Genomic DNA, 16574 nt, shown 5'->3' on the forward strand with positions numbered 1-16574 from the left:
CGCGACGGCGCGCAGGGCGGGGCGCGTCCCGGCGAGGAGGACGACCCCGTTCCGCCTGGCCAGGTCGGTCAGGCCGGGGGTGAGGTCGGTCGTGGTCGTCATCATCACGACGGGGACGTCCAGGCCCGCGGCGGCCTCGCCCGCGCCGCCGAGCATCTCCGTCCAGCCGATCTCGTCCAGCGGGTCGGCGTGGGCGGGCGCGTCGCCCAGGAACGCGACGACGTCGACGTCCGGGCACTCCCCCATCGCGCGGGCGGCGGCGCGGTACACGTCCTGGTCGCCCCAGGCGTTCGCGCCGAGGTCGAGCGGGTTGCGCACCCCCATGTACGGGGGCAGCGCGGCGGCCAGCGCGGTCTCGGTGGCCGGGTCCAGGTCGGCGAACCGGACTCCGGCGTCGTCCGCGAGGTCCGCGATCAGGCCGCATTCGCCGCCGGAGCTGGCGAAGGCGCCGATCGAGGCGCCGCGCGGCCTGCGCGGCGCGGCCAGCAGCGTGGCGAGCGCGATCAGCTCGTCCAGGTCGTGGACGCGGTGGACGCCGGTCTGCCGGAACAGCGCGTCGTAGGAGGCGTCCCGTCCGGCGAGCGTGCCGGTGTGCGCGACCGTCGCGGCCTCGCCGCCCGCCGAGCGGCCCATCTTCAGGACGACGACCGGCACCTCCAGCGACGCGGCCCGCTCCGCCAGCGCGCGGAACCTCGCGACGTCGGCCAGGCCCTCCATGACCAGGCAGACGACCTTCACGTCCGGGTCGGTGAGGAAGTATTCCAGGCAGTCGGCCAGGTCGAGGACGGCCTGGTTCCCGGCCGACACCCCGTAGGCGACGGCGGGCAGCCGCCCGGACAGCATCGTCGTCAGCGCCATGTTCCCGCTCTGCGCCGCCAGCGCCACGACCCCGTCGGCGTCCGCGTGGACGTACGGCATCTCGATGCCCCAGAGCGCGGCGCGGCCCCGGTAGCTGGCGACGCCCAGGCAGTTCGGCCCGATCAGCGGCAGCCGGTCACCGGCGGCGGCGACGAGATCGTCCTGGCGGCGGCGTCCCTCGGAGTCCCGCTCGGCGAACCCCGCGCCGAACACGACCATGCCGCCCGCGCCGAGCCCGGCCGCCTCCGCCGCCAGCGCAGTGACGCCGGGCGCCGGGATCGCGGCAGCCACCGCGTCCGGCACCTCGGGCAGGTCGCTCAGCGACGGGTAGGCGCGGACCCCGCCGACCTCCGTGCGGGTCGGGTGGACAGCGTACAGGCGTCCGGCGAACCCGACGCCGCTCATGTTCCGCAGCGTCCGCAGCCCGTACCCGCCCTTCGGGGACGCGCCCACGACCGCGACGCTGGCCGGACGGAACAGCCGGTCGAGCCGGTGCCCCTCCGTCGCGAACCGCCGGGCGGTCATCATCGCCCCACGAAGACCGGACGGCGCTTCTCGATCGCGGCGGCGAGGCCCTCGGCCTTGTCCTCGGTCGGGACGCAGATCCGGGCGCCGCGCTGCTCGTTCCGCAGCGCCTCCTCGATGCTCAGCGTGTGCCCCGCGCGGATGTTCCGCTTCGCCTCGCCGATCGCGACCGTCGGCCCGGCGGCGAAGATCCGCGCCTGCTCCAGCGCGCGTTCCATCAGCCGCTCCGGCTCGACGACCTCGCTCAGCACGCCGATGCGCAGCGCCTCGTCCGCGTCGATGATCCGGCCGGTGTAGATCAGCTCGGCGGCGCGGGCCTCGCCGACGATCCGGGGCAGCAGGTAGGAGCCGCCCGCGTCCGGGCAGATGCCGCGCTGCGCGTACACCTGGCCGAACCGGGCGGCCGTCGAGCCGAACCGCATGTCGGCGGTGAGCGCGATGTCGAACCCCGACCCGGCCGCGACGCCGTTCACCGCCGCGATCACCGGGATCGGCAGCCAGTAGAGCCGCGCGATCGTGCGGTGCATCTTCGCGGGCCAGGACTCCTCGTCCGCGTCGGCGTGCGCGGCCCACTCCTTGACGTCCGCGCCGGAGCAGAAGCCGCGCCCCGCACCGGTGATCACCATGGCCCGGACGGACGGCTCCTTCCCGGCCCGCATGATGACGCGGTCCAGCTCGTCGATGTCAGTGTTGGCGATCGCGTTGAGCCGGTCCGGCCGGTTCAGCGTGAGCACACCGACGTCGCCGTCCATGTGCCAGGTGCAGCACGTGAGTGCCGGGAGTTCCATTGCGTCCCTTCCGTGCGAATCGGGGGGCATGCCGAAAAGAGGTCGTGGCGGGAGGCGTGTTTCCGGTGGCGTGGTCAGGTCACGTGGGCCAGGAAGCGGCAGTCGCCCGCGCCCCAGCTCAGCCAGTGCGACGAGCCCTCGGTGTAGTCGGCCCGCGCCTCGGACGGCACCACCACCTGCAGCTCGGCGCCGTCCGCCGTGCGCAGGTGCACCTCGATCTGGGGGCCGAGGTAGACGTGCGTGACGACGGTGCAGGCCACGGCGTTGCGTTCGGCGGCGTCCGGCTTGTCCGCGCCGATCCGGACCCGCTCCGGACGGATCATGAACTCGCCGGACGGGTCCGCCGAGACGTCGTTGGCCCTGTCGACCAGGATCCGCCCGGCCATGCCCTCGACGTCCACGACGGTGTGCCGGGCGTCCTCCTCCACCCGCCTGGCGGGCAGGCAGATCGACTGGCCGAGGAACTTCGCGACGAACGAGTTGACCGGCTCCTCGTACAGCTCGTCCGGCGGCGCGGTCTGCTGCAGGACGCCCCGGTGCATGACGCCGATCCGGTCGGACAGCGCGAGCGCCTCGTCCTGGTCGTGGGTGACGTACAGGACGGTCGCGCCGATGCGCCGCTGAAGGTTCTTCAGCTCCAGGCGCATGTGGTCGCGCAGGTTGCGGTCGAGGGCGCCGAGCGGCTCGTCCATCAGCAGGACGCTCGGGTCGAACACGAACGCGCGGGCGAGCGCGACGCGCTGCTGCTGGCCGCCGGACAGCTGCCGCGGGTAGCGGTCCTTGAATTCGGTGAGCTGCGTCATCGTCAGCACCCGGTCGATCTCGCGCTGCGCGTCGGCCTTCTTCATCCGGCGCATCCGCAGTGGGAACGCGATGTTCTGCGCGACGGTCATGTGCGGGAACAGCGCGTAGTTCTGGAACACCAGGCCGATGTTGCGCTTCTCCGGCACGTCGTCGGTGACGGCGCGTCCGGCCAGGTAGACCTCTCCGGCGGTGGCCGATTCGAGGCCCGCGAGGATGCGCAGGCTGGTCGTCTTGCCCGAGCCGCTCGGTCCGAGCAGCGTGACGAACTCGCCCTTCGCGATCGCGAGGTTGAAGTCGTGGACGGCGGGCGCGTCCCCGAACCACTTGTGGACGCCGTCGAAGACGACCTGGCCGGCGGACGGGGCCCGGCCGTCGTCCGGCGCGGCGGGCCGCTCGTCGGTCACCGGTGCGCCGGAGGCGGCACGTGCTTGCTCGGTCATCGGCGCTCCCGCCGTTCACGGAGGATCTTGATCAGCTCGGAGAGGAGGAACAGCCCGACGCAGACGGCGATGAGGATCGTGCCCGCGACCGCGAGCGTGGGCGTGAGGTCGTAGCGGACGCTGTCCCACAGCTTGCGCGGCAGCGTGACGGAGCCGCTGCCGGACACGAAGAGGATGATCACCGCCTCGTCGAAGGCGATCACGAAGGCGAACAGCGCGCCCGCCGAGATCGCCGAGGTCAGCGACGGCAGCGTGATCCGCAGCAGGGTCCGGGTCATGCCGGCGCCGAGCGTGCGGGCCGCGTTCTCCAGTTCGGGGTCGAACTGCTGCAGCGCGTTCGACACCGCGACGAGGACGTACGGGATGCCCATCACCGAGTACGCGACGGAGATCAGCTGCCAGTGCCCGATCACCTTCAGGTCGGCGAACGTGAAGTAGTAGCTCATCGCCAGCACGATGATCGGGATCAGCAGCGGCGAGTACAGCAGCGCGAAGACCAGGCCCTTCCCGCGCGCCTCGCTGCGCGCGAGGCCCCAGGCCGCGACCGTGCCGATGACCGTCGCGATCAGCGCGGCGAGCAGCGCGATCTTCGCGCTGAGCAGGGACGCGTCCACCCACGCCGAGTCGGCGAAGAACCGCCGGTAGTGCGTCAGCGACCAGCCCTCCAGCGGGAACGACAGGTAGTCGACGCTGTTGAACGACTCCAGGACGACGATCACGATCGGCGTCACGAGGAAGCCCAGCACCAGCGTGACCACGGCCCGCAGGCCCCAGCGCAGCACCTTTTCCAGGGGCGTCGCGGGCGACCGCCGGCCCCGGCGGCGGCTGCCGGGCGGCGGCGCGGGGCGGGCCGCTGCGTCCCGCGCCGCGGTCAGCTCGACCGTGCTCACAGCGCCACCATGCCCTTCACCTTGGTGAGCCGCCGCACGATCATGGTCAGCGCGGTGGCGACCACCAGCAGCATCGTCGCGAGCGTCGCGGCCATCCCCCAGTCGAAGTTGACCTGGACGGCCTGCGCGATCACCACCGCGATCGTGCTCTGCTTCGGCCCCCCGACCAGCGCGGGCGTGACGTAGAAGCCGAGCGCGATGACGAACACGAGCATCCCGCTGCTGACGATGGCCGGCAGCGCCAGCGGCAGGTACACGTGCGCGAACGCGCGCAGCGGTCCGGCGCCGAGCGAGCGCGCGGCGGGCGGCAGCGAGGTGTCGATCTGGTCCAGCGTCCCCTTGATGATGAGAATCGGGAACGGAAGCAGAATGTGCGTCATCGCGATGATCACGGCGCTCTCGCTGTACAGCATTCCCTGCGAGTCGCCGGTCAGCGGTTCCAGAATGGTGGTCACCAGCCCGTTGTCGCCGAGCAGGACGATCCAGGAGAACGACCGCACGAGGATGCTCGTCCAGAACGGAATGACGACGAGAAGCACCAGGAAACGCGCCTTGCGTTTCGACGTGCGGGCCAGGAAATACGCCACCGGAAAGCCGAGCAGAACGGTCAGCAGGGCCACCTCGGCGGACAGCCGCACGGTTATCACGAGGACGTCCCAGATGGCGTCGTCGGTGAACGCCTTGGTGAAGTTCCCGAAGCCGGGCTCCGGCTCGGTGAAGCTCTTCAGCAGCATCGCGCCGACCGGGTAGGCGTACACGATCGCCATGAAGGCGACCGGCAGGCCGAGCGCCATCGTGACGAAGTCCGGACGCCGTGGACGCCGCCGCCTGGGCGGGGGCGCACCGGGGACGTCACCGGCCGGTGGCAGCCTCGTCGCGGACGTACTCGCCGTCACGATTCACCATCCCTCCGTTGCCGCATGCCGACCAGTCAACGGTTACGGCCCGCCATATGTCATGAGGGCCGGGTCACAAAGGTCGGTGATCGGGCCTGTGTGGGCGGCACAGTTCACCGCCCTCCGCACGTCCCCGCCGCGGGGACCAGGCCGTTGACGTGGGATGAAATAGCGTGATACATCTCCACAACCCGGGTCAGGCGCGTCATGGAGGTCGCTCCTGGCCACCGGGCTGGGGGGTGACATGGCACCATCCGACACGCCCACCGCCGTCGCCGAGCCGCTGGCGGTGGTGGCCCGAAATCTCGATTCCGCGTCCACGGCGCTCGCGAACGAGTTCGTCCGGCAGTACGTCTCGGCGGCCGAGTCCGGAACCGTCGACCGCCAGGCGCCCGTCGAGGCGTTCGACATGGCGGTCAGCGCCATCGGCGTGTGCTCGTCGGGCCTCGCCGGGGACGGGCCGATCGGTGAGCTGCCGTCCGGGCGGGGCTCGCGCGTCGCGCTGCAGGGCCGGTCCGTCGTGGAGGCGGTCGAGTGGCTGCGGCTGCTGGAACGGGTCGTGACCGACCACGTCCTGGCGCACGCGGGCACGGGCGCCGAAGGCATCGGCCTGGACGACATCCGCGCCGTCCTCGGCCGCCTCGCCGAGCTGTTCGACGTGCTCTGCACCCGCGAGCTGGAGTCGTTCACCAGCACCTACAACGAGCTGGCCGGCTGGCAGGCCCGGGTGAGCACGGACCTGCTGAGCTGCCTGATCGCCGGGCCCGCCGTCGACGCGAGCACGGTGAACGACCAGGCCAGGATGCTGAACATCAACCCGCACCAGCCGTTCCGCGCCGTCGCGGCCTACCACGACCCGGTGCCGACCGCGCAGCAGTGGGCGCGCGTCCGCCGCCGCGTCCTGGAGGCGCTGTGGCGCCACGACCCGCGCCGCGAGATCCTCCTGCGGGAGCGGCGCGGCGTGCTGCTCGCGCTGGTCCCGCTCGACCGGCCGGGCCCCGGGCTGGTCCCGCTGCTGACCGAGATGCTGGACGGCGAGCCGGGCCGGTCGCTGTTCGTGTCGGCGGGCGAGCCGGCCAAGTCGCTGTCGGCCGCCGGGCACAGCTGCCGGCAGGCGCTGTCCGCGCTGGAGATCAGCATCTACCGCGACCAGCGCGGACAGGTCACCCAGTGCACGGACGTGATCCTCGAGGTGCTGCTCGCGCACAACCGGTGGGTGTCGAACCGGCTGATCGAGACCCGCATCGGGCAGCTCGTCGAGAAGCCGCACCTGCTCGACACGCTCCGCGTCTACATCGCCTGCGACATGGCGCTGCAGCGGACGGCGGAGGAACTCCTCGTCCATCCGAACACGGTGGCCTACCGATTGCGGCAGATCGCCACGCTGACCGGACGGGATATGCGCCGCATCACCGACATCGGCGATCTCAATGTCGCGCTGATGGCCTACGACGCGATCCAGATGCGCCGCGACCGCGAAGAGGCCCGGACCGATCTCCGCGCACGCTTGTTCGCCTGACCCTGTTCGACCGACCCCTTGTTCCCCGGAAAACCGGCCCGCCTGTGCCGAACACATAATGACCGCCGGATTTCTTTGGTGACCTGCCCCCAACCCATTCCGAGCGGATGATTCTAGGCTTCGATCCGATCGCTTGAAGACCGGGGTGAGCGGAGCGACATGGACCATCGTGCGGACACATACATCGACGGGAAGTGGGTCGAGAACAACGGCGAGGACGTGATCGCCGTCATCGACCCCTCGACCGGGCAGTGCGTCGCCACGGTCCGCGAGTCGGCGACCGAGGACATGGACCGGGCCGTCGAGGCCGCCCGCCGGGCCCGTCCCGTCCTGCGCGCCATGGAGCCCGCCGAGCGCGCGGCGCTGCTGGAGCGCGTCGCGGACCAGCTGGAGTCCCGGCTGGACGAGATCGCGGCGCTGATCTCCAGCGAGATGGGCATGCCGCGCAAGCACTGCGCGAACTACCAGGTCCGCACCGCCGTCGGAACGTTCCGGAACACGGCGCGGGCGGTCGCCGACGTGGACTTCGCCGCGCCGCTCGACGGCCCGGCGCCGTCCGGCGGCTCGACCGTGCTGCGCGAGCCGGTCGGCGTCGTCGCCGCGATGACCCCGTGGAACTTCCCCATGCTGCAGACCGCCGCGAAGATCGGCCCGGCGCTCGCCGCCGGCTGCCCCGTCGTGCTGAAGCCGAGCGAGGTGGCGCCGCTGGACGCGTTCGTCCTGGCGGAGGCGTTCGACGCGGCGGACGCCCCGCCCGGTTCGTTCAACCTGCTGTTCGGCAACGGGCTGCACGTCGGCGAGTACCTGGCCCGCCACCCCGGCACCGCGATGGTGTCGCTGACCGGCTCGACCCGCGCGGGCCGCCGCGTCGCGGAGGTCGCCGCCGCGTCGATCAAGCGGGTGACGCTGGAGCTCGGCGGCAAGTCGGCCGCGGTCGTGCTGCCGGACGGCGACCTGGAGGCGGCCGTCGAGCGGGTGGTGCGGACCGTCCTGATCAACACCGGGCAGACGTGCACCGCGCTGACCCGGCTGCTCGTCCCGTTCCAGGCGCTGCCGGAGGCGGAGCGGCTGGTCGCGGCGGCGATGGCGGGCTACCGGGTCGGCCCGTCCGGCGACCCGGACGCCGACATCGGCCCGCTGGCGAGCTGGAACCAGAAGCACCGGGTGACCGAGGCCACCGAGCGCGCCCTCGTCGACGGCGCCCGGACGATCTGGTCCTACCCCGACGCGGAGCTGCCGCGCGACGGCTACTTCACCAGCCCCACCGCGTTCACGGTCAACGACCCGCGCATCGCGCTCGCCCAGCAGGAGGTGTTCGGCCCGGTCCTCGCGGTGATCCCGTACGTGGACGAGGACGAGGCCGTGTCGATCGCCAACGGCACCCAGTACGGGCTGGCGGGCGCGGTCTGGTCGGCGGACGAGGAGCACGCGCTGCGGTTCGCCGAGCGGATGGAGGCGGGCAGCATCGAGATCAACGGCGCGCCGTTCAACGGGCTCGCGCCGTTCGGCGGCTACAAGCAGTCCGGGTACGGGCGGGAGCTGGGCGCGTACGGCATCACCCAGTTCACGGAGCTGAAGGCGATCCAGCGCCACACCGCGCGCGGGGCGGGCGCGACGAACGGGGCGCGGGCGCGATGACCGCTCGCACCGGCGGTGACCTGGTCGTCGAGGCGCTGCGGGCGCTCGGCGTGGAGACGCTGTTCGGCGTGGCGAGCGTGCACAACCTGCCGATCCTGGACGCGGTCCGGCGGCACGGCGGGATCACGGTCGTGAACGTCCGGCACGAGCAGGCGGCGGTGCACGCGGCGGACGGCTACGCCCGCGTCACCGGACGCCTCGGCGTGGCCCTCGCCTCGACGGGCCCCGGTACGGCCAACACGATGGGCGGCCTGTTCGAGGCGCAGTTCGCGGGCTCCCGCGTCCTGCTGATCACGGGTCAGGTGGAGAGCCGGTTCCTGGGACGCTCCAAGGGCTACCTGCACGAGGCGGAGCAGCAGCTCACGATGCTGCGCACGCTGACCCGCGAGGCGTGGTCGGTGCGCCGCGCCGAGGACATCGCCGAGACCGTCGTGGCGGCGGGACGTGAGACGGGCCGGGGATGGCCGCGTCCGACGGCCGTGGAGATCCCGGTCGACCTGCAGTACGCGCTGGTCCCGGCGTCGCCGCGGGTCCCCGAGCCCGCGCCGCTCCCCCGGGCCGCGCCCCCCGGCGACCGGGTGCGCGCGGCGGCGGGCCTGCTGGCGGACGCCCGCCGTCCGCTGATCTGGGCGGGCGGCGGCGTGCTCAGCGCGGGCGCCTGGCCCGAGCTGCGCCGCCTGGTCGAGCGCCTGGAGATCCCCGTCGTCACCTCGGTGCAGGGACGCGGCGCGCTCCCCGAGGACCACCCGCTGTGCCTCGGCCCCCTCGCCACCACGCCGCCGCTGCGCGAGGTGGTCGAGGACGCCGACGTCGTCCTCGCCGTGGGCGCCCGCTTCCAGATGTACACGACCGACGCGTGGCGGCTCCGGCTCACCGACGCGCTGATCCACGCCGACGCCGACACGAGCGTGTTCGGCCGCACCTACCCGCCCGCCGTCGCGCTGCACGGCGACGCCCGCGAAACGCTGCGCGCGCTCGACGAGCACGTGGCCATGACGGCCGCCACCGAGGAATGGACCGCGACCGCCCGGAAGGCGGCCGCCGAAGCGCGCGAGAACTCCCTCGAATCCCTCGGCCCGGACCATCGCGCGATCGTGGCGGCGATCCGCCGGTCGCTGCCGAGGGCGGGCGTGATCGTCCGGGACTCGACCGTCCCGGCGTACGCGTGGGGCGACCGGCTGCTGCCGGTCCTGGAGCCGCGCACGTCGCTGCACCCGGCGTCCGCCGCGATCGGCCCCGGGCTGCCGCTGGCGATCGGCGCCGCGCTCGGCAGCGGGGAGCGGACCGTCGTCATCCACGGCGACGGCGGCATCATGCTGTCGATCGGCGAGCTGTCCACGCTCGCCCAGGCGGACGCGCCCGTCACGGTCTGCGTGTTCAACGACCGTGGCTACGGCGTGCTGCGCGGCGTCCAGCACGCCACGTTCGATGGCGCCCGCAACGACGTCGACCTGCACACTCCCGACTTCGTGGCGCTCGCCGCCGCGATGGGCGTGCCCGGCGAGAAGGTCGCGGACGCCGCCGCCTTCGACCGCGCGTTCGCCCGCTCGGTCGAGCCCGGGACCGGGCCGTATCTGATCGAGATCGACCTGACCGCGCTGGCCCCGATGAAGCGCCGCGCCGGACGCCAGCAGCTGCTGGGCTGACCCGGGTCCCGTAGGTCCGATGGAGGGAGGAGCGTGCCTTATGACCGTCCAGAATGGATGGTACAGTTCACAACATGGCGATCAACCTCTCGTCCAGCTCCTACCTCGTGCTGGGGCTGATCGGCCTGCGCGGGCCCAGCTCGTCGTACCAGCTCAAGCGGGCCGTCGAGCGGTCGGTCGGCTACTTCTGGCCGTTCCCGCACAGCCAGCTCTACGTGGAGCCGCGCCGGCTGGCGGACGCCGGGCTGCTGGAGGAGTCCGCCGAGACCGAGGGGCGCCGCCGCCGGACGTACTCGCTGACACCGGCGGGCCGCGAGGCCCTGCGCGAGTGGCTCCGGGACCCCGACACCGAGGTCTTCCAGGTCCGCAACGAGGCCGAGCTGAAGCTGTTCTTCAGCGAGCTCGGCGACGAGGGGACGGCGGAGCGGCTCGCCGAGGCGCAGGTCCGCTACCACCAGGGCCGGCTGGAGGAGTTCCAGAAGATGCTGGAACGCCTGGTCGACGTCCCCGACCTGGAGAAGCGGGTGGCACCGCTCGTCCTCGGCGTCCGCATCGAAGAGGCGTGCCTGTCGTTCTGGCACGACGTCCGCGAGTCGGGCGTGCGCGGCGCGCTCGGCCGCACGGGGCTTCCGCTGCCGGGTGGCCACGCGGGGCGCCACCCGGACTGACAACTCCACCGCGCCCGAGGCGGGCGAGAAGGGGACACAGATGGTGATCGCCGACATCGCCGGCCGAGGACAGGGGCGAGGGCTGCGCTGCCGAGGCCCGCGCCAGGAGACGCTCCTGCGGATGCTGGAGAACACGCTCTCGCACGCGGAACGGCCGGACGACCTCATCGTGTACGCGGGCCTGGCGAAGGCCGCCCGCGACCACGCCGCCCTCAAGCTCATGACCGAGGCGCTGCTGACGCTGGAGGAGCACGAGACGCTCGTCGTCCAGTCCGGCAAGCCGATCGGGGTGTTCCCCACCGGAACGCGGGCGCCGCTGGTCGTGATGGCCAACAGCAACCTGGTCGGCCGCTGGGCGACCAGCGAGCACTTCTACGCGCTGGAGCGGCGCGGCCTGATCGCCTGGGGCGGGTACACGGCGGGCGACTGGCAGTACATCGGGTCGCAGGGCATCGTCCAGGGGACCTACCAGACGCTCACCGCCGTCGCCGACGAGCATTTCGGCGGCGACCTCGCCGGACGGCTCATCGTGACCGCCGGGCTCGGCGGCATGGGCGGCGCGCAACCGCTGGCGACCGTCATGGCGGACGGCGTCGCCCTCTGCGTCGAGGTCGACCCCGAACGGATCCAGAAGCGGATCGACAGCGGCTACCTGGAACGCGCCACCGAGTCGATCGACGAGGCGGTCGCGTGGGCGCGGGAGGCGGTGGCCGCCCGGACGGCCGCGTCCATCGGGCTGCTCGGCAACGCCGCCGACGTCCTCCCCGAGCTGCGCGAACGCGGGCTCGTCCCCGACGTCGTCACCGACCAGACGGCGGCGCACGACCTGATGTACGGGTACGTGCCGTCCGGCATGACGCCCGCCGAGGCCGCCGGCCTGCGCGAGAGCGACCCGGACGAGCTGACCCGCCGCGCCCGCGCGTCCATCGCGACGCACGTGGAGTGCATGCTCGCCTGGCAGGACGCGGGCGCCGTCGTGTTCGAGTACGGCAACAACCTGCGGGCGCAGGCGGCGGAGAACGGCGTCGACGCCTTCCGCATCCCGATCTTCATCGAGCGGTACATCCGGCCGCTGTTCTGCCGAGGGCTCGGCCCGTTCCGGTGGGTGGCGACGTCCGGCGAGCAGGCCGACATCGACCTCATCGACACGATGGTGGTGCGGGAGTTCCCCGGGAACGCGCTCGTCCAGCGGTGGATCCCGACCGCGCGGAAGTGGGTGCGGCAGGCCGGGCTGCCGTCCCGGATCTCGTGGCTCGCGCACGGCGAACGGGCCAAGCTCGCGCTGCTGGTCAACGAGGCGGTGCGCAGCGGCGAGCTGAGCGGCCCGGTCGCGTTCACCCGCGACCACCTGGACGCGGGCGGCGTCTCGCAGCCGCTCCGCGAGACGGAGAACATGCCGGACGGCTCCGACGCCGTGTCCGACTGGCCGCTGCTGAACGCGCTGCTCACGGCCGGTTCGGGCGCCGACCTCGTCGCGATCCACGCCGGAGGCGGCGGCTACGCGGGCTACATGCAGAGCGCCGGGGTCACGCTCGTCGCGGACGGCACCGCCGCGGCGGACGAGCGGATCACCGCCGCGCTCACCGCCGACACCGGCATCGGCATCATGCGCTACGCGGACGCCGGGTACGAGTCGGCGGCCGACGCCGTCCGCGCGAGCGGCCTGCGATGGTTCGGATGAGCGGGGCGCCGTCCGCGGCGGCTCGTCGGGAGCCGGCGGCGCTGGAGGGCGTTCGCGTCCTGGACCTGAGCCGCGTCCTGTCCGGCCCGTTGTGCGCCCGCATCCTCGCCGACCTGGGCGCTGAGGTCATCAAGATCGAGTCACCGGCGGGCGACGACGGGCGCCGGTTCGGCCCGTTCGTGGACGGCGCCAGCACCTTCCACCGCCTCCTCAACCGCAACAAACTCGGCATCACCCTCGACCTGAAGGACCCCGGCGACCGCGACCGGTTCGCCCGGCTCGTCGCCCGCTCGGACGTCCTGATCGAGAACTTCCGTCCCGGCGTCATCGGCCGCCTGGGCTTCCCGCCCGACGAGCTGCTGCGCCTCAACCCGGCTCTCGTCGCGGTCAGCATCAGCGGCTTCGGCCAGACCGGGCCGCTCGCCGACCGCCCCGCCTACGACCTGATCGTGCAGGCGATGTCCGGGCTGATGTCGGTGACGGGCCCGGACGGCGGCCCCGGCGTGCGCGTCGGCATCAGCATCGGCGACGTCGTGCCCGCGCTGTACGGGGCGGTGGCGGTGCTGTCGGCCCTCTACCAGCGGGAACGCACCGGACGCGGCCAGCACATCGACGTGTCGATGTTCGACGGCCTCGTGTCGGTCCTGGAATCGGTGGCGATGCGGGCGCTCCACACGGACGAGGACATGCACCCGACCGGCGGCCACCACGCGATCAGCGCGCCCTATGGAACGTTCGAGGCGAAGGACGGCCCCGTCGCCATCGCGGTGGCGAGCGACGCGCTGTTCGCCCGGCTCGCGGACGTCCTGGACCGCCCCGGCTGGCTCACCGACGCCCGCTACGCGACCGACGCCGACCGCGGGCACCACCGCGCCGAACTGCAGGCGGAGATCGAGGCCGCCCTCGCGGACCTGACCTGCACGGACGTCCTCGACCGGCTGGGAGCGGCCGGGGTGCCGTGCGGCCCCGTCCTCGACGTCCGGGAGGCGCTGTCCCATCCGCACACGCTGGCCCGCGGCCTGGTGCGGGACGAGCCGGACGGCTTCCGCACCCTCGCGGGCGCCGTCCGCACGGCGGGCGGCGTCGAGGAGTTCCGCCCGGCACCGGCGCCGGGCGAGCACGACCATCTCCTGGCGGGCTGGCTCACCGAAGAGCCGCGCCGCGCGCCCAGCCCTGCTCCGCCCCGTCCCCGTCCCGGTTCCCATCCTGCTCGGAGGGAGTAGCACGTGCTGACGATCGACCTCGTGAACGGACCCGTCACCATCGCGGGCGCGCTCGACGTGGAGCGCACGCCCACCGGCCTGATCCCCCGGCGGCTGCCCGCCTGGACCCGTCCGCAGATCACCGACCCGTACCTGCGGCTGATGGTGCCGAGGCCCGCCGGGGTGCGGCTCGTGTTCCGCACCGAGGCGGACACCGTCGAGCTGGACGTCTTCGTCACCCGGTTCCGCAACGCCTACTTCCCGCTCTTCCCCGTCGCGTTCGACGCGGTCGCGAGCTGGTCCCGGGTGATCTCCGAGGAGGTGCGCGGCGGCGACGTCTGCGTCGTCCGCGCCGGTCGGGTGGTCGAGACGGAGCGGGGCAAGCCGGAGACGATCCGGTTCGAGGGGCTCGGCACGTCCTGGAAGGACGTCGAGATCTGGCTGCCCCAGGCCGCGATCGTCGAACTGCGGGAGCTGCGCGCGGACGGCATCGTCGCGCCCGGCAAGCTCCCCGGCCGCCGCTGGGTGCACCACGGCAGCTCGATCAGCCACTGCGCGGAGGCCGGGAGCCCGACCAACGCCTGGCCGACCTGGGTGGCGCGGCAGGCGGGGCTCGACCTGACGTCGCTGGCGTTCGCCGGGAACTGCCATCTCGACCCGTTCGCCGCACGCACGATCCGGGACATGCCCGCCGACGTCGTCACGCTCAAAATCGGCATCAACGTGCAGAACCTCGACTCCCTCAAGGAGCGGACGTTCGTCCCGGCGCTGCACGGCTTCCTCGACACGGTCCGCGACGGCCATCCGCGGACCCCGCTGCTCGTGGTGTCGCCGATCATCTGCCCCACCGCCGAGGACCGCGCCGGGCCGACCGTCCAGGACGAGACCGGCCGCTACCACGCCACCGGGGACCCCGCCACCGGCCTGACCCTCACCCGCATCCGGACGCTGATCGAGGACATCGTCGAGACGCGCGCCGAACGCGACCCGCACCTCCGCCACCTCGACGGCCGGACCCTGTTCGGCCCCGACGACGCCGGCGACCTCTACGATGGCCTCCACCCGAACGCGGACGGATACCGCCGCATCGGCGAACGGTTCCACACGCGAGTGTTCGGCCCGTCCGGTCTCTGGCCGGAACTGGGCGGCTCCCCGCCCGGAGGGAGCGCGTGATGACGCCCGGAGGGAGCGCATGATGACGCCCGGAGGGATCGCGTGATGACTAAGGGAGGAAACCGTGATGACGACCGGAGCGAGACCGTGATGACGACCGAAGGGCGACCACGATGACGACCGTTTCCACCTCGACGGAAGACCACACGGCCCGGGTGCTCGGCCTCATCGATCAGCACGAGCCGGAGCTCATCGACTTCCTCCGCGACTTCCTCCGCATCCCGAGCGTGTGGGGCGACGGCCCGTCGCTGACGGCCGCGGCCGAGCATCTCGCGGCGCCGCTCGGGGACGCCGGCCTCGCGGTCGAGCTGCCCCACTCGGGGACGGACGGGATGCCGAACGTCCTGGCCCGCGCGTCCGGCTCGCGCGACCCGGGCGAGGCGCTCATCTTCAACGGCCACATGGAGGTGTACCCGCCGTCGCAGTCGTGGCAGCGCGACCCGTTCGGCGGCGAGATCGAGAACGGCCGCGTCTACGGCGTCGGCGTCGCGGACATGAAGGCCGGGACGGCCGCGATGACGATGGCGACGGCGCTGCTGGCGCGGTCCGGCGTACCGCTGCCGCGCGATGTCGTCGTGCTCGCCGTCCCGAACCACTTCGAGGGCGGCGAGGGCACCCGGCAGGCGCTGCGCGACGGCCTGCGCGGCGCGTACGCGATCAACTGCGAGCCCAGCGGCCTGCGCGTCCTCACCGGCCAGCGCGGCATCGCCTACGTCACCGTGACCGTGCGCGGCCGGGCCTCGCACACGACCGCGCTCGACATCGGCGTCAACGCCGTCGCGCGTGCCGCGGAGATCATCCGCGAAGTGCTCGCGATGCCGATCACGCGCGCGTCCGGGGAGGTGCTCGACGACGTCAAGATCTGCAACGTGGCGCAGATCTCCGGCGGGGTGGCGCACAACCTCGTCCCGGAACGCTGCCAGATCACGTTCGACTTCCGGTTCCCGGCCACGCAGACGCAGGACGACGTGCTGCGGGACGTCCGCGCGGCCGTGAAACGCGCCGTCGACCGCCTCGCCGAATTCCCGGTGGACGTCGAGCTGGAGGCGACCTGCCTGAAGAACCCGCGCAGCTCGCTGCGGGTGCCGTCCGGCGAACGCCTCCTCGCGGACGTCGCCGCCGCGCACCGCCACAGCACCGGCGAGGCCGCCGCGCACGACGTGCATCCCGCGTGGCCGGACACACCGATCTTCTGGGAGTCGGGCATCAAGGCGGTCACCTACGGCCCCGGCTCGATGGACTGCTACTGGGACGACGAGTGGGTCGCGGTCGAGGAGTACCTCGCCGCCGTCCGGACGTACGCGGTCGCGGCCCTCACCCTGGGCGGCGCCGATGCCTGACGTCGCGGTCGCTCCGGTCGAGGAGATCTGCTCGGACCTGATCAGGTTCGACACGACCAACCCCGGCGGAACCGAACGCAAGGCGGCCGAGTACGTCGCCGCGCTGCTGTCCGGGATGGGTCTGGAACCGCAGGTCATCGAGGCGGAGCCGGGACGTTCGAACGTCGTCGCGAGGGTCGGGGGGACCTCTTCCGGCGAGCCGGGGCTGCTCGTCCAGGGCCACCTGGACACCGTCCCGGCGGACGCCGCAGCCTGGTCGCGGCACCCGCTCAGCGGCGACATCGCGGACGGGTGCGTCTGGGGCCGCGGCGCCGTCGACATGAAGAACGCGGTCGCGATGACCCTCGCCGCGGTCGGCGGCGCGCTCGCCGAGGGCCGCCGCCCGCGCCGCGACCTCGTCCTGGCGTTCCTCGCGGACGAGGAGACCGGCGGAAAGCTCGGCGCGGGGCACCTGGTGGCCGAGCACCCGGACCTGTTCGAGGGGTGCGGGGCGGCGGTCGGGGAGG

At 72.8% G+C, this 16574-nt stretch carries 14 protein-coding genes; 9 read left to right on the forward strand and 5 right to left on the reverse strand.

What is annotated here, in order from left to right; all coding sequences use genetic code 11:
* From ETD83_RS29865 to ETD83_RS29885, 5 genes are all read right to left on the reverse strand, one after another.
* Positions 1 to 1386 (reverse strand): CoA-binding protein (locus ETD83_RS29865; protein ID WP_171064506.1); only part of this gene is annotated, 1386 nt, incomplete at its 3' end.
* Positions 1383 to 2171 (reverse strand): enoyl-CoA hydratase/isomerase family protein, encoded by a 789-nt coding sequence (locus ETD83_RS29870; RefSeq protein WP_171064507.1) that lies wholly within the window; start codon positions 2169 to 2171, stop codon positions 1383 to 1385. The genes ETD83_RS29870 and ETD83_RS29865, both read right to left, overlap by 4 nt.
* Before the next feature lie 74 nt (positions 2172 to 2245).
* Positions 2246 to 3415, reverse strand: coding sequence for an ABC transporter ATP-binding protein (locus tag ETD83_RS29875; protein ID WP_138648550.1), 1170 nt, complete (start codon positions 3413 to 3415; stop codon positions 2246 to 2248).
* Positions 3412 to 4305 carry an ABC transporter permease gene (locus ETD83_RS29880; RefSeq protein ID WP_171064508.1) on the reverse strand — a complete coding sequence of 298 codons (894 nt, stop codon included), beginning with the start codon at positions 4303 to 4305 and terminating at the stop codon, positions 3412 to 3414. Before ETD83_RS29880 ends, ETD83_RS29875 begins: the two co-directional genes overlap by 4 nt.
* Positions 4302 to 5201, reverse strand: a complete 900-nt coding sequence (locus tag ETD83_RS29885; protein WP_138648552.1) for an ABC transporter permease — start codon at positions 5199 to 5201, stop codon at positions 4302 to 4304. The genes ETD83_RS29880 and ETD83_RS29885 overlap by 4 nt, the downstream gene beginning before the upstream one ends.
* Before the next feature lie 244 nt (positions 5202 to 5445).
* Between ETD83_RS29885 and ETD83_RS29890 the strand changes: the two genes are divergently transcribed.
* The 9 genes from ETD83_RS29890 to ETD83_RS29930 all read left to right on the forward strand — a co-directional run.
* Complete coding sequence (locus tag ETD83_RS29890; protein ID WP_138648553.1) at positions 5446 to 6720, forward strand: PucR family transcriptional regulator; 1275 nt, start codon at positions 5446 to 5448, stop codon at positions 6718 to 6720.
* A gap of 159 nt (positions 6721 to 6879) precedes the next feature.
* Complete coding sequence (locus ETD83_RS29895) at positions 6880 to 8358, forward strand: aldehyde dehydrogenase family protein (RefSeq protein ID WP_138648554.1); 1479 nt, start codon at positions 6880 to 6882, stop codon at positions 8356 to 8358.
* On the forward strand, positions 8355 to 10004 hold the full coding sequence (locus ETD83_RS29900) for a thiamine pyrophosphate-binding protein (protein WP_138648555.1): 1650 nt from the start codon (positions 8355 to 8357) through the stop codon (positions 10002 to 10004). The genes ETD83_RS29895 and ETD83_RS29900 overlap by 4 nt, the downstream gene beginning before the upstream one ends.
* Before the next feature lie 74 nt (positions 10005 to 10078).
* A complete protein-coding gene (locus ETD83_RS29905; protein ID WP_138648556.1) occupies positions 10079 to 10672 on the forward strand; it encodes a PadR family transcriptional regulator in 594 nt (197 codons plus the stop codon).
* Positions 10673 to 10712: 40 nt separating this feature from the next.
* On the forward strand, positions 10713 to 12353 hold the full coding sequence (locus ETD83_RS29910) for a urocanate hydratase (RefSeq protein ID WP_138648557.1): 1641 nt from the start codon (positions 10713 to 10715) through the stop codon (positions 12351 to 12353).
* The gene (locus ETD83_RS29915) at positions 12350 to 13576 is read left to right on the forward strand and encodes a CaiB/BaiF CoA transferase family protein (protein WP_171064509.1); all 1227 of its coding nucleotides are present in this window, start codon (positions 12350 to 12352) and stop codon (positions 13574 to 13576) included. Before ETD83_RS29910 ends, ETD83_RS29915 begins: the two co-directional genes overlap by 4 nt.
* A gap of 3 nt (positions 13577 to 13579) precedes the next feature.
* Positions 13580 to 14728, forward strand: coding sequence for a GDSL-type esterase/lipase family protein (locus ETD83_RS29920; RefSeq protein ID WP_138648559.1), 1149 nt, complete (start codon positions 13580 to 13582; stop codon positions 14726 to 14728).
* 113 nt (positions 14729 to 14841) lie between these two features.
* Positions 14842 to 16068, forward strand: a complete 1227-nt coding sequence (locus ETD83_RS29925) for a M20 family metallopeptidase (protein WP_138648560.1) — start codon at positions 14842 to 14844, stop codon at positions 16066 to 16068.
* Positions 16061 to 16574, forward strand: a 514-nt coding sequence (locus tag ETD83_RS29930; RefSeq protein ID WP_138648561.1) for a M20/M25/M40 family metallo-hydrolase, incomplete at its 3' end; no start/stop codon positions are given. The genes ETD83_RS29925 and ETD83_RS29930, both read left to right, overlap by 8 nt.

Origin of the sequence: Actinomadura soli, assembly GCF_005889715.1 — a bacterium.
GTDB lineage: Bacteria > Actinomycetota > Actinomycetes > Streptosporangiales > Streptosporangiaceae > Spirillospora > Spirillospora soli.